This window comes from Vibrio sp. Vb1337 (genome assembly GCF_033338715.1).
Taxonomy (GTDB): domain Bacteria; phylum Pseudomonadota; class Gammaproteobacteria; order Enterobacterales; family Vibrionaceae; genus Vibrio; species Vibrio alginolyticus.
Genome location: NZ_JAWOTD010000002.1, coordinates 25,754 through 47,368, shown reverse-complemented (window position 1 = coordinate 47,368; position 21,615 = coordinate 25,754). Strand labels below are relative to the sequence as shown.

Here is a 21,615-nt window from a genome sequence, read left to right as displayed (position 1 = left end):
CTTCAAAATGGAAATGAAAGCACACTATATCAATGGTGCGATGTACGACGGGTGTTCAGATGAACACTTCACCACTTACAATCCGGCGAATGGTGAGCCATTGGCCAACATTAAACAAGCGAACCAAGACGATCTTCAAGCAGCGATTGAATCGGCAAAAAAAGGTTTTGCTGCATGGTCGGCGATGACTGCGATTGAGCGCAGCCGTATTTTACACAAAGCCGTTGCCATTTTACGTGAGCGTAATGACGAGTTGGCTGCATTGGAAGTGGCAGATACTGGTAAGCCCATTCAAGAAGCTATCGCGGTTGATGTCACAACAGGTGCCGATGTTCTTGAGTACTACGCTGGCCTTGCTCCAAGTCTACAAGGTGAACAGCAGCCACTCAGCGACGATCAGTTTTTCTATACACGTCGTGAGCCATTGGGCATTTGCGCGGGTATTGGCGCTTGGAATTATCCAATTCAAATTGCGATGTGGAAATCGGCGCCAGCACTGGCTGCGGGCAACGCAATGATCTTCAAGCCATCAGAAGAAACACCATTAACGGCGCTTAAGCTCGCCGAAATTTATTCAGAAGCGGGCATGCCAGATGGCGTATTTAATGTCGTGCAAGGGGATTACCGAGTAGGACAGATGCTAACGGCGCATCCTGATATCGCAAAAGTGTCATTCACGGGTGAGTCAGGCACCGGTAAAGTCGTCATGAGTGACAGCGCTAAGACACTAAAACAAGTAACGATGGAGCTTGGTGGTAAGTCTCCACTGATTATTTTTGATGATGCGAAGTTAAACGATGCCGTTTCTGCGGCCATGGTGGCGAACTTCTACACCCAAGGTGAGGTTTGTACGCACGGTACACGTGTATTTGTCCATGAAGGTATTTATGACGACTTTATCGCACAGCTTAAAGCCCGAACCGAGCTGTTAGTCGTCGGCGATCCGCTTGATGAGAACACGCAAATTGGCGCGCTAATCTCTAAAGATCATGAATCGAAAGTTCTAGGAGCGATTGAAGCCGCGAAAGCGAGTGGCGCGACGTTACTGACTGGCGGCTACAAAGCAACAGACAATGGCCTAGCCAATGGTAACTTTGTTGCTCCAACCGTATTTGTCGATTGCGATGATGACATGAGCCACGTTCAACAAGAAATCTTTGGCCCGGTAATGTCAGTTCTGAAATTCCGCGATGAGTCGGAAGTGATTGCGCGTGCAAATGGCACCGATTATGGCTTAGCGGCAGGTGTATTTACTCAAAACCTATCTCGTGCGCACCGTGTGATCCATCAAATTCAAGCGGGTATTTGTTGGGTGAACACATGGGGTGACTCACCTGCGGAAATGCCAGTTGGCGGCTACAAGCAATCAGGTGTTGGCCGTGAAAACGGAGTCGAAACCCTTAAACATTACACGCAAACGAAGAGTGTTCTGGTTCAGCTAAGCGACTTCGAAAGCCCTTACAAATGATACTACTCATAGTAGATAACTGACCACTTTAGCTTGTTAAAATGCTCGATAACTACGTTGTCAATTTTGATTGTAGGTTAACTACTTATCAAAATTTCCGCCTTGTTCTCAAGCATTTTTCCTACGCTAATTTCGCTCACTTATCTACGGTGATGAGTATTAACTCCTAGGAGAATAAAAATGCAACAACACTACGATTACATCATCGTCGGTGCGGGTTCGGCCGGCTGTGTGTTAGCGGATCGCTTAAGTGAAAGTGGTCAAAATTCGGTCCTATTACTCGAAGCGGGTGGGTCGGATAAAAGTATTTTTATCCAAATGCCAACAGCGCTTTCTTACCCGATGAACACTGAAAAATACGCGTGGCAGTTTGAGACGGTTGAAGAGCAAGGGTTGGATGGTCGCCAACTTCATTGTCCTCGCGGAAAAGTTCTGGGCGGTAGCTCATCTATCAACGGCATGGTTTACGTTCGCGGACACGCTTGTGACTTTGACCAGTGGGAAGAGGAAGGCGCGAAAGGCTGGAACTATCAGTCGTGTTTGCCTTATTTCCGTAAAGCAGAGTCTTGGATTGGTGGTGCTGATGAATATCGGGGCGATCACGGTCCAGTCGGCACATGTAACGGCAACGATATGAAGCTCAACCCGCTGTACCAAGCTTTTATTGATGCAGGCAAAGAAGCGGGTTACCCAGAAACAAAAGATTACAACGGTTATCAACAAGAGGGCTTTGGCCCAATGCATATGACCGTCGACAAAGGCGTACGCGCTTCGACCTCTAATGCATACTTAAGCCGCGCTAAAAAACGCAAAAACTTCACCCTAATGAAGAGGGTGACGGTTCATCGAGTTTTATTAGAAGAAACTGGTGCAGAAGGAAAGAAAGCGGTAGGCGTTGAATTTGAAAAGTCAGGTTCAATTCAGCAATGTTTTGCGAATAATGAAGTGATTTCGAGTGCGGGTTCGGTTGGCTCCGTTCAGCTGTTGCAGCTTTCAGGCATTGGCCCTAAGGCAGTATTAGAAAAAGCGGGCATTGAGGTGAAACACTCGTTGGAGGGGGTAGGTAAAAACCTGCAAGATCACTTAGAAGTGTACTTCCAATATCACTGTAAGCAACCTATCACGCTCAACAGCAAATTAGGTTTGGTGAGCAAGGGCTTGATTGGCACTGAGTGGATATTAACTCGCAAAGGCCTTGGTGCTACTAACCACTTTGAATCGTGTGCGTTTATCCGCTCTCGTGAAGGACTAAAGTGGCCAAATATTCAATATCACTTCTTGCCAGCGGCAATGCGTTATGACGGGCAAGCTGCTTTTGATGGTCATGGTTTCCAAGTGCACGTTGGACCTAACAAGCCAGAAAGTCGCGGGTCGGTCGAAGTTGTCTCTGCGAATCCGAATGATAAGCCGAAGATTGAGTTTAACTACATTTCCACTGAACAAGATAAGCAGGATTGGCGTGATTGTATTCGCCTTACTCGCGAGATCCTCAATCAGCCAGCCATGGATGAGTTTCGTGGGGATGAGATCCAACCCGGTCTGAACATCACAACGGATGAACAGATTGATGAATGGGTGAAGCAAAACGTCGAGAGTGCTTACCATCCATCTTGTACCTGCAAAATGGGCGCAGATAATGACCCATTAGCCGTCTTAAATGAGCGATGCCAAGTACGCGGTATTCAAGGCTTGCGTGTGGTGGACTCTTCTATTTTCCCAACCATTCCGAACGGTAATTTAAATGCGCCAACGATTATGGTGGCAGAACGCGCCGCGGACATGATTTTGGATAACGCCCTAGAAACGTCGAACAACGTACCAGTTTGGATTGCACCGGACTGGCAAGAGATGCAACGAATGCATCCGCCAAAAAGAGATCTCGATTCGATCTCATAAAATGAAAAAGTCAGTAATCATTACAAGGAATTCAACATGTCTAAGATGACAAAAATCTTCTCAACAATTGCACTAAGTACTTTAGCAACAGGCGCTTACGCCAACCAATGTGAAACGGTTCGTTTCGCAGATGTAGGTTGGACTGACATCACAGCGACCACTGCCGTTACATCAGAGTTACTTAAAGGGTTGGGGTACAAAACGAAGACCGATCTTCTGTCTGTGCCTGTAACTTACTCCTCTATGGCTAATGGCGATATCGACATTTTCTTAGGTAACTGGATGCCAACGATGGAAGGTGATATCGCGAAATACCGTGATGCAGGTACTGTTGAAACCGTACGCGCGAACCTCGTTGGCGCAAAGTACACGCTAGCGGTTCCAAAATACGTTTATGACGCAGGCGTAACCAACTTCGCTGACCTAGTAAAACATGCCGACAAATTTAAAGACCGCATTTACGGCATTGAACCTGGAAACGATGGTAACCGCTTAATTCAGTCAATGATTGATAGTAACGCATTCGGCCTAAAAGATTTCAGCCTAGTTGAGTCCAGTGAAGCTGGCATGGTGTCTCAAGTATCACGTGCCGCACGCCGCAATCAATGGATTGTGTACCTAGGTTGGGCGCCGCACCCAATGAATAGTAACGTTGAAATGGAATATCTAGCGGGTGGTGATGACTTCTTCGGTCCTAACTACGGCGGCGCGAACGTCTACACAAACGTACGTAAAAATTACCTCGCTGAGTGTCCAAATGTAGGTCAGCTAGTGAAAAATCTAGAGTTTAACCTAGAAATGGAAAATGAACTGATGGAAGCGATTCTTAACCAGAAACAGAAGCCATCAAAAGCAGCGCAAGCATGGTTGAATGCAAACCAAGAGCAAATTGAAGCGTGGCTAGAGGGCGTGAAAACGGTGGATGGCCAAGATGCGCTAACAGCTATTACAAACTACTTAAAAACAAACGCTTAATAAGCAGTATTTGAGCTCGTTTTTTTAAAAGAAAGTGGGCAGTTTTGCCCGCTTCATTAACACAAAGGTTTTATTTTGAATTTTATTACGGACAACAAACTACCGTTGGGCCAATGGATGGAAACTGGCGTCGATTGGTTAACCATCAATGCATCGGGTTTTTTCGATGCAATCTCTATTACACTTGAAACGATCATTCTTTTCGTGGTGGACATTTTTAAATGGATGCCACCTGCAGCGCCAATCATTATGACGGCGGCAATTGCTTGGTTCTTACATCGCAGCATTCCTCTTGTCGTATTTATCGTGTTGGCCTTACTCGCAATTCTCAACCTTGGTTACTGGCAAGAAATGCTGGAAACCTTTGTCCTTGTGTTTGCAGCGACAACGATTTCCGTATTAATTGGCGTGCCGTTGGGCATTATGGCGGCGCACCGTCCTTGGTTATACACCTTGTTGCGGCCAATACTCGATTTGATGCAGACCGTACCGACATTCGTTTACCTAATTCCAACCTTGGTTCTGTTTGGCTTAGGTATTGTCCCTGGTCTAATCTCGACCATCATTTTCGCTATCGCTGCGCCAATTCGATTGACGTACCTCGGCATTATTAAAGTGCCGGAGGAGCTACTTGAAGCGGGTAAAGCATTTGGTGCCAGCCGCATGAAGCTACTGTTTAAGGTGGAGTTACCTGCGGCATTGCCAAGTATTATGGCTGGCGTTACGCAATGTATTATGTTGTCTTTGTCTATGGTTGTCATTGCGGCGCTTGTTGGTGCTGATGGGCTTGGTAAGCCAGTCGTACGTGCACTGAATACGGTAAACATTTCACAAGGTTTTGAAGCGGGTTTAGCGATTGTACTCGTTGCCATCATTCTTGATCGCTTGTGTAAAGCACCAAACCAGAAGGAGGCATAATCATGGACGCTATTACTATTAAAAATCTTGATGTCGTTTTTGGTCAGCAACAAGCACAGGCGCTAGCACTACTAGATCAAGGGAAGTCTCGACAAGAAATCATTGATGAAACTGGCCAAGTGGTTGGGGTTGATAATGTTTCGCTGAACGTGAAACAGGGTGAGATCTGTGTCTTGATGGGGCTTTCGGGCTCGGGTAAATCAAGTTTGCTGCGAACGGTTAACGGATTGAACGATATTTCTCGTGGCTCTCTGAAAATCAAAGATGGCGACGATATGGTTGAGCTCTCTAACTGTGACGAACAGAAGCTGCGCCACCTTCGTACGCACCGCGTGTCCATGGTGTTTCAGAAGTTTGCATTGATGCCATGGTTAACGGTGTTAGACAATGTAGCGTTTGGCCTAGAGATGCAAGGCATTGGTAAAGCTGAGCGCCGTAAAAAAGCGCGTGAACAGCTCGAAATGGTCGGTTTGTCTGAGTGGGAAACGAAATTCCCGCACGAGCTCTCTGGTGGTATGCAGCAGCGTGTTGGCCTAGCGCGAGCGTTCGCGATGGACACAGATATCTTGTTAATGGATGAGCCGTTTTCAGCACTTGATCCATTGATTCGTGCTCAGCTTCAAGATGAATTGATTCTGCTTCAGGAAAAGCTAAACAAAACCATTCTTTTTGTGAGTCACGACTTGGATGAAGCACTTAAAATCGGTAACAACATCGCCATTATGGAATCAGGAAAGCTGATTCAACATGGCAAGCCAGAACAGATCATTCTTGCTCCAGAAAACGATTATGTGGCGGACTTTGTTGCTCACACTAATCCATTAAATGTGCTGAAGGGACGTTCCTTAATGCGTGACGATTTGGTTCGCGAAGATACGCGTGTTCTAATTTGCCCTGACAAAGATATTTGGGTGATACAAGAGAGCAAGGGGTTAAGTTTAGCGGATAAAGATAAATCGTTGATTCAATGGAAGAGCGACTCTTCGAACCTTGACGAAGTTAATGAAAACTCTCTGGTTCAGGTTAGTCCAGAAATCAGTATGCGAGAAGCGATTGAACTTAAACAGCGTAGCAATCAGCCTCTGCTTATGGTTGAAGATAATAAGTTGGTTGGTGTGTTAAGCGACAATGAGCTTTACGATGCATTGCTTGGTAATTTTAAGTCAGAGCAAGTTGCGTAACGTTGACGCAGAACCAAGTAAAAAAGAGCCGCACATTAATGCGGCTCTTTTTAGTTTAAACAATGAGTTAAGTCTCTAAGCTAAGACAATGGTCGACTATAGAGTCGTAATTACGTCATCCATTGCAAGGCGTGCTTTTGGAAGACCATGATTATAATCTTCCCCATCTTTATGGTAGCCAATCGCCAGCGCAACTTCACAAATATGGCCCTCGAGCTCTTCTTTAAACTCTTCTCCAATCAGAGCCGGATCGACACCTTCCATCGGTGTTGAATCAATGCCTAGTCGTGCCAATGTGTGTAGTAGGTTGCCTAGTGCCAAATAGACTTGTGCTTTTGTCCAGTTTCCGTTGAAGCCATTTTCGTCCGTATTTGCATCGGCAAAAGCGTAAGCACCCATAAAGTTGTTGTACATCTCCGCTGGCAAGTGGCCAGATGTTACTTCTGCATCCACACGCTTCGCAAATTTCTCTTTAGTAAATTTAGGATCGTAAGCAAACAGAATCGTATGTGATGCGGCTTTCGCGTGTGGTTGGTTAAACTGATGCATATTTGCAAACGTATTGTGGAAACGTTGCTTCGCTTCATCACTTTCAATAACGATGAATTTCCATGGTTGTGAGTTGATAGAAGACGCCGACAAACGCAGTGCTTCTTTGATTATCGCCATGTCTTCTTGAGAAACGCGCTTGGTTTCATCATATTTTTTTGCAGTGTAACGGCTATTTAGATCGGTAATGATTTGATGGGACACGTTTATATCCTCTTTATGTGATGACAGATGAGGATGCACTAGCATCGACAACCATGCGTACCTCGAATATGGGTTCATGATAATGGATATTTTTTCATTGATAAGAGGGTGTTTATTTAAATCACTTTTTACTTTTTGTTGAAAATCGATGTGAGTTGATCGATTTGAAACTTAAAAGTCCTTATTTGGAAGCTTTTATTTGATATTAAATTAAACTCATATTGAGGCGTAGGGGAAAGCAACATGAACGTGATTGAAGTTTTTAATGATAGCTATGAACGTTGTACTTCAGATCAGGAGTTTTTCGACTTGTTCTACAAAAATTTATGGTCGAAAAGCGCCAACTTTAGACAGAAGTTTGACGGTATAGACATGCACCAACAAGTGAGAATGCTTAGAGGGTCTATCGTGTTTTTTATGATGGCAGATACCTCGACCGAAGCGCACAAAATGGTGGAAAAGTATGGGAAAAAGCATGCAAGTGCCGAAATTGGTATAGAGCCGCAGGATTTTGATGTTTGGCTTGAGAGTTTGTTAGAAACGGTTCGACAGTGTGATTCCGGGTACGATGCCGATGTTGAAACCGCTTGGCGAACATGCTTTAAAACGGGCTTAGAAGTAATGAAACAAGAATGTGATAAAGAAGATGGGCACTTCCTTAAAGCGAGTACCAAATAAGGAAGTAACGTGAGTGGTCGTTACTTCCTAGGGTCAGAACCTTACTTATCTTGTGTCTCTTTATTCTTTTTCACCGCTTCGGCGATATCACTGACAGCTTCGACAAGATTGATCGGCATTGGAAAAATAATAGTGGATGTTTTGTCTGTAGTGATTTCAGTGAGTGTCTGCATGTAACGTAATTGCAGTGCATTCGGTGCTTCGTTGAGCATTTGCGCTGCTTCTTTTAATTTATTTGAAGCCTCTAACTCACCAGTAGCGTGAATGATCTTCGCCCTACGGTTACGTTCTGCTTCTGCCTGACGGGCTAGGGCTCTGACCATGCTGTCATTTAAATCAACATGTTTGACTTCAACCGTAGCAATCTTGATTCCCCAGTCATCAGTCTGTTGATCGAGAATGGATTGTAAATCCTTATTGAGGCGTTCTCGCTCTGATAGCAATTCATCGAGTTCATGCTGACCCAATACCGAGCGCAGCGTGGTTTGTGCTAACTGGCTGGTGGCATCGTTGTAGCTTTCAATATTGTTAATCGCCATTTGAGGATCGACTACGCGAAAATAAACGACCGCGTTGACGCGCACAGAAACGTTATCTTTTGTAATTAAATCTTGTGTCGGCACATCCAAAACGACAGTACGTAAATCAACCCTCACCATTTGCTGAATAAATGGGATAAGGATGATCAAACCAGGTCCTTTGACTTCTTGAAATCGACCAAGAAAGAACACAACCCCACGTTCGTATTCTCTCAAAACCTTGAACATTTGGGTCGCTAGTGCGAACAGCAGCACCACGATCACCGCAACGGTATAGAGCATCATAAAGCGCCTCCTATTTATTTTGGCGGTCATCAGGCATCACAGTTAAGGTCAGCCCTTTAACATTAACAATGGTGACGTGATCACCTTGTTTGAATTGTTGATGGTCTTTGGCTTTAGCTCGCCATAACGCACCGTTGAGTTGAACGCGTCCTTCGCCACGGATAAAGTCATCGCTTACCACGGCGACCTTCCCAGGGTATGTCTCTAAACCCGTCGTTACACGCCGGCGACGAATTTTGAGCAGCAGGCCGACAGTCAGCACGATTAGAGCCACGGAAAATATGGCAATACCAAAAATCAAAGGAAGGGCGATCTGGAATCCTGGTAACTCACTGTCCATGAGAAATATCGAACCGAGTACAAAGGCGACAACGCCGCCTAAGCCCAAAATACCAAAGCTCGGGCTGAATGCTTCCGCTATCATTAGTGCAATACCGAGTAACAGCAGACCAAGACCTGCGTAGTTGACGGGCATCATTTGTAGTGCGTACATGGCAAGAAGCAGACAAATCCCACCTAGCACACCGGGTAAGCCAATTCCTGGGTTGTAAAATTCAAGAAGTAAACCGTAGATGCCGATGAGCATTAGAATGTAGGCAACGTTTGGATTGGTTATAACGGCTAGCATTTCTGCTCGCCAATCGGGTGTTCTTTCAATCCATACGGGATTTTCCAGTGACAATGTCACATCACGATTGTTAACTTTAACAGTTTGTCCATCAATGGCTTTGACTAAATCCTCTGGTGAGTTGGCTATATAATCAATAACGTTTAATTCCAATGCCTCTGTGGCGTCCAAACTCGCTGCTTCGCTCACTGCTTTCTCTGCCCACTCTGCATTTCGGCCATGAAGCTTTGCTAAGCCTTTAATATAGGCTCTAGCATCATTAATCACCTTTTTCTCCATTGCGGTTTTCGCGGGAACTTTCTCTGAACCTTCGTTGGTTCCTTCTGACGTTTCTTCCGCGTTTTGATCTTTGCCATCATCCGATGAAGGGGGCTGAGGGGCACCACCTAACGCGACGGGCGTTGCCGCGCCAAGGTTGGTGGCTTCGGCCATTGCGGCAACGTGGCTGGCGAGTAAAATGTATGTCCCTGCGCTAGCCGCTCTAGATCCTGACGGGCCAACCCAAGTCGCAATTGGAGTGGAGGAGGTGGTAATCGCGTGAATAATATCTCGCATTGCGCTATCTAAGCCGCCTGGTGTGTCCATCTCTAAGATCACTAAACTGACACCGTTTAGTTGAGCTTCTTCTATTTCACGAGATAAATAGTCGCTAGTAGCAGGCCCTATAGCGCCTTTGACAGGAACAATCCAAACAGTATTCGCCAGTGCTTGACTGGCCATCAAGAGTAAAGGTAAGAACCATATCCATAGTCGTTTCATGCAGTCCTCATTGTGTAGTCACAGGGACTTTTTGAAATCCTAATTCAAGTATATCCAAATAACTTAGAGATGCTTGAGTATAGGTTCTAATGAATAAGTTCCCGAGGCTAATTAGGAGACTACTTTTTTATATATAAACGCTGTGTGAGATAGTAAACTAAAGCAAATTATTGGTAATTGTGACGTTTATGTTTATTGTTCAGCGTTTGATTAAGTTGGCAGTTATCTGTGCCGTATTCTTTACTATTTTCGATCTGATCTCGTATGGAGAGGTGACTTGGTTTCAACGGTTTTTGGCTTTTCTACACTAAACTCAGATTTCAATACGTTAGCTCCTCATAAGGCGATAGGTTTCTTCCTATTCGCCTTATTACTCCCTCTTCAACCAAAGCCTTAAACAAAGCAATACTTAACTCGTTTTTTCAACTTCCTGTCGGTGGAAAAAACGCCAAAATGCAACTAAATTCATATCAATGACAAGTTTAAGGTATGTAGTTGATGAGGCAATTCAGCGCAATCGCACTAGCTGTTGTAACACTCATTTTGAGCCAAACAACAACCGCAAGAAACGCGAAGATGTTAGGTGATATCTCTCTAGTTCAGCCCATACAGGGTGATCCTAATGTGGATATTAAGCTAGCGAGAATTGGCTGGCATCTCTTCCGCGATCCTCAATTATCGTCAAATGGTAATGTCAGCTGTGCGACATGCCACAATCTGCAAACCAATGGCGCTGAAAATACACCAGTCTCTACGGGGGTGAAAGGTGATGGAATTAGAAATTCTATAACAGTGTTTAATGCAGCGTTAAATTATCGTTTTTTATGGGATGGTACGGAAAACACCTTGATGGCTCAGATTGATGGTCCAATCCATAATCCAATGGAAATGGACTCAAACTGGCAAACGATAGAGCAATATGTAAAAGAGAGTGAACATTATCAAGCGCTATTTAATCGTGACGGTGAATTGCCGATTAACGTTCATAATATCAAGTCCGCTATTGTGGAGTTTGTTGAAGGGCTGCAGACGCCTGGCGCACCATTCGATGCTTACTTATTGGGTTACACGCATGTACTGAGTGAACAGCAAATCAGAGGTTGGAAAACATTTCAGACTTCAGGTTGTGTGCAGTGTCATCAGGGCAAAAATATCGGCGGAGCGATGATCCAAAGGTTCGCCTATTTCAAGGATAAGCCAGTAGTAGAGGACTCGGGCAGGCAACTCGTTACGATAGAAGATGAAGAGCGATTCTATTTTAGAGTAGCCAGTTTACGCAATGTCGCGCTAACGAGTCCTTATTTTCATAATGGGCAAGTCGATAAGTTATCCGACGCGATACAAATCATGGCTAAAACCCAGCTCGGTATAACGATGAACGATGAGAATGTCGCGGACATTGAAGCATTCTTGCAGTCGTTGACAGCACCTAGACCCATAATTTTAGAGGTGTTGGAAAATGAATAAATTCAAACTGATCAATTTGTGCTTTTTTATTGGGATACTGGCGTGCTGCACACTGGCGTATATGTCGTATATGAACTCAAAAAACGCTCAAGAATTTCATGCAGAGCTAATGAATATCGGACACGAATTGATTGAAGAGCGTGATGTTATCGTGAACCGATATGCCGTTGAAGATAGGAAAAACTATGAGTTAACAACATCTTTAGTAGAGATAGAAATCGCAGCACAGGCACTGTTGGAATCATCAAAGGCATCAGTTTGGTTTCCCGTGACACCCAATCGTATAAAAGTTAGGGATACGCTTGAACAGTTTAAGGAGCGAGTGCTTCAAACAACGTTGAAGCTTGATATGTTAATTGGTGTTCAGGTAGAAAATCGGTATGCATTACTCATGTTGTTCAATTTGTATCAGCAAGATGTTTCTATCGATAGCGGTCAATCATTGGGTGGCAGTCGTTATTTTGAATTTCTCAACCAGTTGCTTCTAACACAAACTGAAGTTGAGAGTGAAAAGGAAGCGAACTTCCTTAAACGGCTTCAAACGAGTGATAAAAGAATTGAATTGCTGACGAATGAACTGCTTGATCACACTTATATTGAGTTTGTCGAAAGCTCAGAGCATCGGTTACTCAATATTGCTCAAAGTGAGGCGCGTTTTACGTGGTTGTTTGTATTTATCGCGGTGATGTTTCTAGTTAGCGCGTTTGTTTATCAGTCACATCACCGAATGCATAACTTAAAACAGTTGAATCTTGAAATTGAAGAGGCGAGAAACAAAGCCGAGCGAGCGGCAAAAGCGAAATCAAATTTTCTCGCTGCAATGAGTCACGAACTAAGGACGCCGATGAATGGTGTACTAGGGCTTTCTCAAATGATTGCAGAAGAGACCAAAGAGCCGACGACGAAAGAGCATATTAGGGTTATTCTTGATTCTGGCCAGCATCTGATGACTATCCTCAACGATATTTTGGATTTTTCTAAAGTTGAAGAAAACAAACTGGAATTTGAGCAAGCTAAGTTTAAGCTCGATCAAGTGCTTTCTCCGGTGTGTAGCGCAATAAAACCACTTGTTGATGAAAAAAATATCGAGTTAATCTTGGAAAACGAGGTTTCTGAATATACTGAATTTACTGGAGATTGTGCGCGTTTACGACAGATCTTGTTTAATCTCGCCGGTAACGCGGTGAAGTTTACCAATGAAGGGCATGTGCTGGTTAGAACTGAGTTAGATGAATCGAATCAGTTGTTGGTCATGCGCGTGAGCGACACCGGTATTGGTATTGCGCCAGACAAGCACGAGCATATTTTTAACTCGTTTGAGCAAGCAGACTCATCAACGACTCGAAGGTTCGGCGGAACAGGGCTTGGGTTAGCCATCGTCAAAAAACTAACCGATTTGATGGGTGGCCATATTACTCTGAAGAGTATAGAAGGCGTTGGAAGTCAATTTATCGTTGAGTTGCCGATTCCTTGGGTAGAATCTGCTCCGAAAAAGCAGCAAGAAGCACCGAAACCTCGCGCAAAATCACACCATTTCAAGATACTACTTGCTGATGATAACCGTGTGAATGCCATTGTGGCAAAAGGGTTTTGCGAAAAGCTTGGGCATGAAGTGGATGTTGCAGAAAATGGATTAATCGCGGTTAAAAAGGCGAAAGAGAACGAGTACGACCTGATCTTGATGGACAACCATATGCCCGAGATGAATGGCGTTGAGGCGACACGCGTTATCCGACAAGAGTTAGGTATCAAGACATTACTCTTTGCGTACACGGCAGACGTATTTCGTGAAGCTCACGATAGCTTTATCGAAGCAGGAGCAGACCATGTGCTTACGAAACCGCTACAGCATGAGAGCTTTTCAGACGCTCTCAAACAGTTTGCCGCCAGACTCGAACCGAAACAGAATCCGCCACTAACGAGTGACAGCAATGTGCTTCAATTGCAACGTAAGCCAATCGAGAACTTAAGGTTAACAGAGGAAGAACTCTCCCGTTCAGGCATGTTTACTTCTTTACGAGATGAGCCAGAAGCGCTCGACGAGTTGCTAAAAAGCATTATTGTCGATTTTGAGACTTCTGTTGATGAACTTATTGAATACTTTATGGCTGAAGACTTTGCTTCATTAGAGCTGACGTTGCACAAAACGAAAGGGATGGCACTGAACCTAAGTTTACCTATTTTGGCGAGCCAAACGGAGGCCCTGGAAACTCAACTTAAAGCCAACCAAAGTCCCGAGATTGAGCAGTTGCAGATGCTGATCAATCGGTTACAGGTCAACATCCATCAGTCTCATAGACTTTTGGATGATATCCAGAAGAACAATGCCGATCCTCAACAGATTTTATAGTCCCTGTGAGTGCGATGCTTTCCTTAACTCATTTTGTTGTGGTTTACTGTGGCAAGGACGGATAGTGTTGATTCGTCGTCGGAAAATCAGGGAGTTAGAATGAGTAAGCATTCCGCTTTAATCAAATGGCATCGTAAAGCTGGCGAAGAGTTTAGTGATAATAAGTATAGTAGGGCACACATTTGGCAATTTGATGGAGGGTTGCAAGTCCCAGCATCTCCATCTCCCCACGTAGTACCATTACCACTATCCGTAGAAGAAAACGTTGATCCAGAAGAAGCGTTTGTCGCGGCACTTTCTAGTTGTCATATGCTCGTTTTCCTGTCTATTGCAGCAAAGCGGCGTTACGTTGTGGACAGTTACTTCGATGAAGCGGTAGGGGAGCTTGAAAAAGGCGAAAACGGAAAAGAGTGGGTATCAAAGGTAACGTTAAACCCTAAGATAACATTTTCAGGTGAAAAACAACCGACACCATCTCAATTAGAAAAACTGCACCACATGGCCCATGAGAATTGCTTTATCGCCAACTCCGTTAAAACAGAAGTGACAACGCTTATTGCGAATTAAGTGGAGCTCTTTATCAAAAAGCGCGGCCTATTGCGGAGTTATATTAAGCCAACAGTCATCCTGCTGGCTCGTTCATCTAGACGACACCTTGCTCAATCATTGCATCAGCGACTTTTCTAAAGCCTGCAATGTTGGCGCCTAAAACTAAATTTCCAGGTTGGCCAAACTCTTTACTGGTTTCGTTTGCATTGATGAAAATATTTTTCATGATGGTTTGCAACTGACTATCCACTTGTTCAAACGTCCAGTTTTGCATGCTGGCGTTTTGCGCCATTTCAAGTTGACTGGTTGCAACGCCGCCTGCATTGGCTGCTTTTGCAGGCCCATAAGCTATGTCTGAGTCCACGATAATATTGGCAGCATCACGGGTGGTTGGCATGTTCGCCCCTTCACTAATCAAAATACATCCGTTTTCGATAAGAGCCAGTGCGTCGTCTGACGTTAATTCATTTTGAGTCGCACAAGGGAAGGCAGCATCAGCCTGATATCGCCAAACAGCATGTCCTTCATTAGGATAGTCGCCCTCTGGTGTGTATTCTGCTTCAGGATAAGTTTCCAAATATTCTTCTAAGCTTGCTCTTTTCACTTCTTTTAGTTGTTTTAGGAGCTTAAGATCAATACCGTGCTCATGATAGATCGTACCTCGAGAGTCGCTGCATGTGACTGGCGTTGCTCCCATATGGTACAGTTTTTCAATGGCGTAGATAGCCACGTTGCCAGCACCAGAAACGAGGCAAGTTTTCCCTTTCAATGAATCGTTGCGGTCGTTGAGCATGCATTCTGCAAAATAGACGGCGCCATATCCTGTCGCTTCTTTTCTGGCGAGTGAGCCACCCCAAAGCAGACTCTTGCCTGTAAGCACACCTTCGTAGCGGCCCGTCAATCGTTTGTATTGACCAAACATATAGCCAATTTCGCGCGCCCCGACACCGATATCGCCTGCGGGCACATCGGTGGTAGGACCGATGTGACGGTACAACTCGTTCATAAATGATTGGCAAAATCGCATGATCTCGCCGTCGGATTTTCCTTTAGGATCGAAGTTTGAACCGCCTTTGCCGCCACCGATAGGAAGGCCAGTCAGTGCGTTTTTAAAAATTTGCTCAAAGCCGAGAAATTTTATGATGCTCGCATTGACTGAGTGATGGAATCTCAATCCTCCTTTGTACGGCCCCAAAGCAGAGTTGAATTCAACTCGATAACCTTTGTTTACTTGTACATTTCCAGCATCATCAACCCAAGGAACTCGAAACATGATTTGACGTTCTGGCTCGACGATCCTCTGGATAATCGCTTGTTCCTTATATTTATTATTGCCTTCTATTACCGGCGCGAGAGAAGTTAATACTTCTTCTACCGCTTGGTAAAATTCTTTTTGCGCAGGGCTACTGTGTTGCAACGCAACAATAGTATCGTGTATGTATGACATAGATTTCTTCCTTGATGTGAATAAGCAATCAGTTTATATGAATGTATTTCCATTAAATAGTGATTTTGACCAAGATTCAATGGTTGTAGTGGTCTTTCCTGCGGATGAGAATGTGCAGCTTCTAACCCAGGCTGTGTTGGTTGAGATAGGTAGGGCGAGCTAAGTAAGCGGGTGGTTGAGTGATCAGTTTCACATATAACAAGCAGAAATCACTTTAGTCGATGTTGTTGTGCAGTTACGCAAATTGTTTATGTTAACGTCATGTTAAAGTTTTTGTGTGTGATAACTTGTGAAAAGACAACTATATGGATGAGCTTAAGGTTCTGAACTCGTTTATTCAGCAGAATGGCCTACCAGCGTTTGGCCACCTTGATGGAATTCCAACATCGTTACAGCTAGATAAATTTACCTACCTCGATGAGATGGATAAGCCGGTGTCTAAGTGGCGCCGTTACCGCGATTATAAGCAGTTTCAGTTCGTCAATTTGGTCACACCTGATTACGTCATTGGAGTAGCGATTGCTGATATACGGTATTTAGCATCCGGCTTTTGCTACCTGTTTGATATTAAAAAGAATAAGTTGATTGAGCAACAATGGTTGAAACCTTTTAATATAGGTTATCAAACTCAGCCTTCCAGTTGGTGCAGTCTTGCCCATCTTGCTAACAAAAGAGTTCAGTTTTCTATTAAGGATGGTATTTGGCACGTCCACTTTGTGACAGAGTCAGTCAATGCGGATCTCTATTTACGTCCAGAAAATATGAGTTTGCCATTAATGTTGTGTACGCCAACAGGTTATGCGGGTTGGACATATACTCAGAAGCACAATGCGTTAGCAGTAGACGGTAACTTGTTCATATTAGGAAAAGAGCAAGATCTTTCAGAGGTGGCTGCTGGTTACGATTTTTCCGCTGGGTACATGCGGCGAGAAACAAGTTGGCGCTGGGCGAGTATCAATTGCTTTGAGGATGACAGGCGTCTGGGGTTGAACTTGGCAGCTGGCGTTAATGAAACTGGCTATTGCGAAAATGTATTGTGGATTAATGGTCAGCGTCACTTTTTGCAACCTGTGCAGTTTCAGTTTTCACGAAGTGATGAAGGGCAAAAGTGGCATATTACGTCGGAAGATAAACGAGTTAACTTACAGTTCACGCCTTTGAATCGACGCTCAGAGAAGAAAAATTTTTGGCTTCTCAAAAGTAACTTTCGTCAGTACATCGGTTATTTCTCTGGCTATCTTATCGATGGAAATGGCATCAAACATCAGTTAGAAGAAGTTATGGGTCTTACTGAAGATCACTATGCAAAATGGTAGAAACACAATGGATTGGACGCAATTGATGGACCGCCCAGAATTACTTCTGATGATTCTGGCTCCAGTTTTCTTTTTCTGCATGCTTGCCGAATATTGGTTCGGACAAAGAAGGGGACGCTTGCCTGAAAGCGCGACGTATTACTTCCCTGAAGTAGCGTGTAATTTTGTTCTTGCGGGCTTACACCAAGCGACAGACATACTCACGGGTTTACTGATTGCTCAGTTGTATTTGTGGTGGTTTGATTGGCGTTTGTTTGATATCGAAATGAGCGTCTCAGCTTTTCTTTTACTTGTTGTCCTGCAAGATTTTTTCTATTACTGGTTTCATCGGGCTAGCCATCGTATTCGTTGGATGTGGGCCGCGCACGTTGTTCATCACAGTTCGGAAAGAATGAACTTCAGTACCGCCTTTCGTCAAAGTTTAATGTATCCGCTAGCGGGGATGTGGATTTTTTGGTTGCCCTTGGTGATTATTGGTTTTGAGCCAAAATGGGTTGTCTTCGTTGTGTTGTTTAATCTGGGCTTACAGTTTTTTGTTCACACCCAATCAATTCGTTCGCTCGGGCCACTAGAGTGGGTATTTAACACGCCGTCTCATCATCGCGTTCATCATGGTGTGAACCGTCAGTACATCGACAAAAATTATGCGGGTGTATTAATTATTTGGGATCGAATGTTCGGAACGTTTGAACCAGAGGTGGAAACGGTTCGGTATGGGGTTTCTAAACCTGTAAACAGCTTTAATCCCATCCGCGTGACGTTTGCAGAATGGAAAGACATGTTTTATGACGTAACTCGACCAAACTTATCATGGAAACAACGCTGCCGCCGTTTGTTCGCTCCGCCATCGGATTTTTATGAGTAAATTGAGATAAAGAGATTGGAGCGGGCAGCGGGAATCGAACCCGCATCATCAGCTTGGAAGGCTGAGGTAATAGCCATTATACGATGCCCGCGCATCGATAGGACTCAGTTAATATGCCACACTGGACGAAAAAGAAAAGTCTTTTCTCATCAAATGTTTGTCAGTTGCCTAAAAAAGTAGCGGACTGATGTTAAAGTGTTCATTGTCTCTGGTTTTTTGTGGCACTCGCGATTCCGCTACTAAGCCTAGGGGCTTCCAATTAGGTCGTAAACACCGAATTCTTAGGTGTTTAGATGTTGATGATATTCAAGATTTTCTGTGTAAAGGTTAATCTCGTTTATTGAACAGTCACGTTTCATGGTCAAGACTAGATATTGAAATGATTACTTTTTACTGTTGATGCGTATGTATAACACAGGGTAATTCTGCTGAAACAGTCAGCTTAACCAAAGGAGATTTAACATGATGAGAGGTTTGATATTAGGGCTGGTGGTGATGCTGGTATCTGCTTGTACTACCGTTACAACCGATGTAGATAAACAAGCCGACTTTTCAGCTTACAGAACGTTTGACTTCGGTGCTCAGGCGGAAGCTCCTACCAGTATTGATGGTCGACGTATTGAGCAAGGGCTTGCTGAACAGCTTGAGGGTAAGGGTTTAATTAAGGTAAATAGTGGCGGTGACCTTTACGTACATCATGATATCGTAGAAGAATCCGAGCTTGTTTCTTCAGGATCGTCGGTGAGCTTTGGCTATGGCTGGAATAGCTTTGGTGTGATCACTTCAAGCCCAGAAAGATATAAAGAACGTAAGTATGGGAAGTTGGTGGTTGAACTGGTTGATGCAAAGGCTAATCAAGTCGTTTGGAAAGGCGTTTCAAGTCGTAAACTGTCTGAGTCAATGAGCTCTGAGAAACGAGAATCTCTCATCCAAGAAGAAATCGCGAAGATGTTTGAAAGCTACCCTTACGGTGAAAAATAATTAGTATTCTTAACGATTAAGAATACTAATTGCCAATAGTTACGCACAGGGTTAAAAGAACTTATCATTTTGGTTCTGGTTACCTTTGTGCGTACGACTCTGATTGCTTTACTCGGACTACTTTTCTGCTTGTTGGCTCCGAGCATGAGCCTGCCGTACTCACACCCAAATTTTCTTTCCTTTCATAACCAGAATATTGCTGTTGACGCTAAGTCGAAGCACTTTTCAGAACATCCTATCTCTCCAGTACAACAAGACTATCCGAGTTTAAACAGCCGGAATAGATTGAGGGTTAGCCATGCTAAGGAAATGAGCTCGAACGACGATGTAGAACCCGAATGGTTTGAAATGCTTGATGTAGCATGGTGGGCGCATCGTTCGGCAATTTACTCGATGAAGCGGCTAAAACGCATCGGCAATGAGGCTTTAGGTTGTTGTATTGAAAGTATTTTTACTCACTTTAAATACAGAATCGGAGTGAGAAAAGAATCGAATTTCATATACCGCTTTATACATGCTCGCTAACACATTCCATGTTTTTGCAACTTTTTGGTTAATTATGCTTAGGAGCGGTTTATGTTTGATTCGATCATTCAGGTCTTGAGTGCTTTTTGGCATCAAGATTTCACGGCGTTAATGGCGCCAGGCAGTGCAGGTTTGGTTTATTTTGTTGTTGCAGTGATTATCTTTTTGGAAAGTGGTTTTATTCCTGCTGCACCTTTCCCATGCGACAGTGTCGTCGTATTATCCGGTACGCTGGCGGCGGTTGGCGTCCTTGACCCAATTATGATCATGTTGGTGATAGCTGTTAGTGCGGGATTGGGAAGTTGGGCGGCTTATTTACAAGGCAAGTGGCTAAATCGCTTACCTAAGGTCCAAGGCTGGGTGAGCGCGGTTCCTCAAAAGCGTTTGGAACAAGTCGACGTATTACTCAGTAAACATGGATTGATTGCGCTTTTTTGTGCGCGGTTTATTCCGGTTGTTCGCTCCCTATTGCCATTAATGATGGGGTTGCGAGTGAAACGTATTAGTAAATTCCATTACTTTGCGTGGTTGAGTGCGATTTTATGGACGCTGGTATTGTGCGGTTTTGGTTCATTACTTCCTTTGCTACCAGAAAATATGAGCAAAGCAATCACAATGCTATTAATGGCGGCACCAATAATTACTCTTGTGATTGGAGTGTTTAGTTTCTTGTTTGTTAAAGCACGTCGAGCGACCTGTAAACCCAAGGATGTGTCAGAGTTTTCCCAATAAGTTTACTTTGATTTGCACTTTTAAGCTTGTATGCAGATTAGACCTCTAATCGACAGGTTTTTGTCAGTAAAAAGAAAGGCGCATACATTGCGCCTTTCTTTTTGAGTGTCGTTAGAGTTTCGAATTTAATAGCCAATGCTATATAGGTATTCGCCAACTTCTTTACACTGAGACTTGTAGATGTTCTCTACTTCAGACTCATTCTTATCTGCTGCTTTAAATTCAAGTTCGGCAGACGATAGCTGGTCAAAGCTGTAGTCTCTCTCAGACATTAAGTAGTGTCTGAACATCGCTCTGTGTTCCGGAACTGCAATACGTGCGTTAGAAACGTTGGCACACTCTAACAGAGTGTCGTTACTCATTTCTTCTGGCTTAGTTTCTGTGTTTGCAAAGGTTGAGCCCGCTGAAAATAGTAATGCTAGTGCGATGGTTGTAGCGATTCTTGTCATTATATGGACCTCAAATTGGTTCTAGTAACAATGAGCATATTGGCTCTTATCGTTACATTTTCGTGTTCTCTGTATGTCATAAAAAGTTAAACAACAGAGAAGGCGTTGCGACCATGAGTAAAGACGTACATTAAGTTCGCTTCCTTTCTTCCTGAGAGGCGATAAAGAGAGCGTTGACTCATGAGTCCGCCATAACTGTCTAGAGGTAAGCGAGATGCTTGTTTTGCCAACTCCAGTAGTGGTGGAGAAGAGAAAGCAATAAGTAAAAAATAATCAGGAGTAAAATCTGATGATAAAACGCCATCAGTAGCTGATGTTCGGCGACAGGAGACAAGCCCGAACAACTCGCGCTTTATATGTAGGTAGTAACTTTCTGAACCCCAAGAGCTCAGAGAAGCTGAGGCATGAAAATCAGTGTGTGCTAGCTCAAAATCGTCTTGTTGAGAGAGTTTAAGTAGGCGCTCGGAAGTGTAATGTTTGGTGTGGTGCCACTCATGCGCATATGAAGCTGTGATGAGCCCTGAGAGCAGGGACAAAGAAAGCATCAATAATATACGGTGTAGATAACGCAAGAAGTAACCCTAAACATATAAAGCCACAGTTACCCACCATGATTAAGGAATCTTAGTGGCACTATGATAACGATGAAAGCCAGTGTCTGATCAACTCAGCGTATACTAACGAGATGGAAGGGGGATGAACAGAGTTTTCTGATCGCACTTAGGTATATCAGCTAATAACACAATAATTTTCGCTTTCGAGTAAGCGAAAATGGAAAGAGAGTCGTTGCACAGGACGATTAAGCTAACAGGATTATTACTAGGGAAGAAATAGAATCTTCTTTTTCTTCCCCA

General features: G+C 44.0%; 20 protein-coding genes and 1 tRNA gene. 14 read left to right on the top strand and 7 right to left on the bottom strand.

What is annotated here, in order from left to right; translation table 11 throughout:
• Positions 1–7 precede the first annotated feature (7 nt).
• The 5 genes from betB to choV all read left to right on the top strand — a co-directional run bounded on the left by betB (position 8) and on the right by choV (position 6,438).
• Complete coding sequence (betB, locus tag R7E42_RS02095; RefSeq protein ID WP_206970150.1) at positions 8–1,468, top strand: betaine-aldehyde dehydrogenase; 1,461 nt, start codon at positions 8–10, stop codon at positions 1,466–1,468.
• A 180-nt stretch (positions 1,469–1,648) separates the two neighbouring features.
• Positions 1,649–3,364, top strand: a complete 1,716-nt coding sequence (gene betA, locus R7E42_RS02090) for a choline dehydrogenase (protein ID WP_005373209.1) — start codon at positions 1,649–1,651, stop codon at positions 3,362–3,364.
• Positions 3,365–3,400: 36 nt separating this feature from the next.
• Positions 3,401–4,339 carry a choline ABC transporter substrate-binding protein gene (locus R7E42_RS02085; protein WP_005382646.1) on the top strand — a complete coding sequence of 313 codons (939 nt, stop codon included), beginning with the start codon at positions 3,401–3,403 and terminating at the stop codon, positions 4,337–4,339.
• A gap of 75 nt (positions 4,340–4,414) precedes the next feature.
• Positions 4,415–5,257, top strand: coding sequence for a choline ABC transporter permease subunit (gene choW, locus R7E42_RS02080; RefSeq protein ID WP_005392552.1), 843 nt, complete (start codon positions 4,415–4,417; stop codon positions 5,255–5,257).
• Positions 5,258–5,259: 2 nt separating this feature from the next.
• Positions 5,260–6,438 (top strand): choline ABC transporter ATP-binding protein, encoded by a 1,179-nt coding sequence (gene choV / locus R7E42_RS02075; protein WP_042523602.1) that lies wholly within the window; start codon positions 5,260–5,262, stop codon positions 6,436–6,438.
• 96 nt (positions 6,439–6,534) lie between these two features.
• Here the strand turns inward: choV and R7E42_RS02070 are convergent, their stop codons facing one another.
• Positions 6,535–7,191 carry an NAD(P)H-dependent oxidoreductase gene (locus tag R7E42_RS02070; RefSeq protein ID WP_064354707.1) on the bottom strand — a complete coding sequence of 219 codons (657 nt, stop codon included), beginning with the start codon at positions 7,189–7,191 and terminating at the stop codon, positions 6,535–6,537.
• Between the two features lie 243 nt (positions 7,192–7,434).
• On the opposite strand from R7E42_RS02070, the gene R7E42_RS02065 reads away from it, so the two are divergent.
• On the top strand, positions 7,435–7,869 hold the full coding sequence (locus R7E42_RS02065) for a globin (RefSeq protein ID WP_206954252.1): 435 nt from the start codon (positions 7,435–7,437) through the stop codon (positions 7,867–7,869).
• Positions 7,870–7,910: 41 nt separating this feature from the next.
• Here R7E42_RS02065 and R7E42_RS02060 read toward each other — a convergent pair whose 3' ends face one another.
• Both R7E42_RS02060 and R7E42_RS02055 read right to left on the bottom strand, forming a co-directional pair.
• Complete coding sequence (locus R7E42_RS02060; protein ID WP_005382637.1) at positions 7,911–8,693, bottom strand: slipin family protein; 783 nt, start codon at positions 8,691–8,693, stop codon at positions 7,911–7,913.
• Positions 8,694–8,703: 10 nt separating this feature from the next.
• Positions 8,704–10,080: a nodulation protein NfeD gene (locus R7E42_RS02055; RefSeq protein ID WP_318072293.1), complete on the bottom strand. Its 1,377-nt coding sequence runs from the start codon at positions 10,078–10,080 to the stop codon at positions 8,704–8,706.
• Positions 10,081–10,578: 498 nt separating this feature from the next.
• Between R7E42_RS02055 and R7E42_RS02050 the strand changes: the two genes are divergently transcribed.
• From R7E42_RS02050 to R7E42_RS02040, 3 genes are all read left to right on the top strand, one after another.
• A complete protein-coding gene (locus R7E42_RS02050; RefSeq protein WP_017820324.1) occupies positions 10,579–11,547 on the top strand; it encodes a cytochrome-c peroxidase in 969 nt (322 codons plus the stop codon).
• Positions 11,540–13,897, top strand: coding sequence for an ATP-binding protein (locus R7E42_RS02045; protein WP_318072292.1), 2,358 nt, complete (start codon positions 11,540–11,542; stop codon positions 13,895–13,897). The genes R7E42_RS02050 and R7E42_RS02045 overlap by 8 nt, the downstream gene beginning before the upstream one ends.
• 99 nt (positions 13,898–13,996) lie before the next feature.
• Positions 13,997–14,464, top strand: coding sequence for an OsmC family protein (locus R7E42_RS02040; RefSeq protein ID WP_017820322.1), 468 nt, complete (start codon positions 13,997–13,999; stop codon positions 14,462–14,464).
• Between the two features lie 76 nt (positions 14,465–14,540).
• On the opposite strand, the gene gdhA is transcribed toward R7E42_RS02040, so the two are convergent.
• Positions 14,541–15,893, bottom strand: coding sequence for an NADP-specific glutamate dehydrogenase (gene gdhA, locus R7E42_RS02035; RefSeq protein ID WP_005373174.1), 1,353 nt, complete (start codon positions 15,891–15,893; stop codon positions 14,541–14,543).
• Positions 15,894–16,198: 305 nt separating this feature from the next.
• On the opposite strand from gdhA, the gene R7E42_RS02030 reads away from it, so the two are divergent.
• Positions 16,199–17,209: a DUF2804 domain-containing protein gene (locus R7E42_RS02030; protein ID WP_053307607.1), complete on the top strand. Its 1,011-nt coding sequence runs from the start codon at positions 16,199–16,201 to the stop codon at positions 17,207–17,209.
• Between the two features lie 7 nt (positions 17,210–17,216).
• Positions 17,217–18,074: a sterol desaturase family protein gene (locus R7E42_RS02025; protein WP_005373167.1), complete on the top strand. Its 858-nt coding sequence runs from the start codon at positions 17,217–17,219 to the stop codon at positions 18,072–18,074.
• A 16-nt stretch (positions 18,075–18,090) separates the two neighbouring features.
• Here the strand turns inward: R7E42_RS02025 and R7E42_RS02020 are convergent.
• Positions 18,091–18,165, bottom strand: a tRNA-Gly gene (locus tag R7E42_RS02020).
• 371 nt (positions 18,166–18,536) lie between these two features.
• Between R7E42_RS02020 and R7E42_RS02015 the strand changes: the two genes are divergently transcribed.
• The 3 genes from R7E42_RS02015 to R7E42_RS02005 all read left to right on the top strand — a co-directional run bounded on the left by R7E42_RS02015 (position 18,537) and on the right by R7E42_RS02005 (position 20,312).
• Positions 18,537–19,055 (top strand): DUF4136 domain-containing protein, encoded by a 519-nt coding sequence (locus tag R7E42_RS02015; RefSeq protein WP_005382627.1) that lies wholly within the window; start codon positions 18,537–18,539, stop codon positions 19,053–19,055.
• A gap of 144 nt (positions 19,056–19,199) precedes the next feature.
• On the top strand, positions 19,200–19,580 hold the full coding sequence (locus R7E42_RS02010) for a hypothetical protein (protein WP_225478221.1): 381 nt from the start codon (positions 19,200–19,202) through the stop codon (positions 19,578–19,580).
• Between the two features lie 51 nt (positions 19,581–19,631).
• Positions 19,632–20,312, top strand: a complete 681-nt coding sequence (locus R7E42_RS02005) for a DedA family protein (RefSeq protein ID WP_151515654.1) — start codon at positions 19,632–19,634, stop codon at positions 20,310–20,312.
• A 125-nt stretch (positions 20,313–20,437) separates the two neighbouring features.
• On the opposite strand, the gene R7E42_RS02000 is transcribed toward R7E42_RS02005, so the two are convergent.
• Positions 20,438–20,761, bottom strand: a complete 324-nt coding sequence (locus R7E42_RS02000) for a hypothetical protein (protein WP_042522561.1) — start codon at positions 20,759–20,761, stop codon at positions 20,438–20,440.
• A gap of 86 nt (positions 20,762–20,847) precedes the next feature.
• Positions 20,848–21,306, bottom strand: coding sequence for a hypothetical protein (locus R7E42_RS01995; RefSeq protein WP_017633653.1), 459 nt, complete (start codon positions 21,304–21,306; stop codon positions 20,848–20,850).
• Positions 21,307–21,615: the final 309 nt, after the last annotated feature.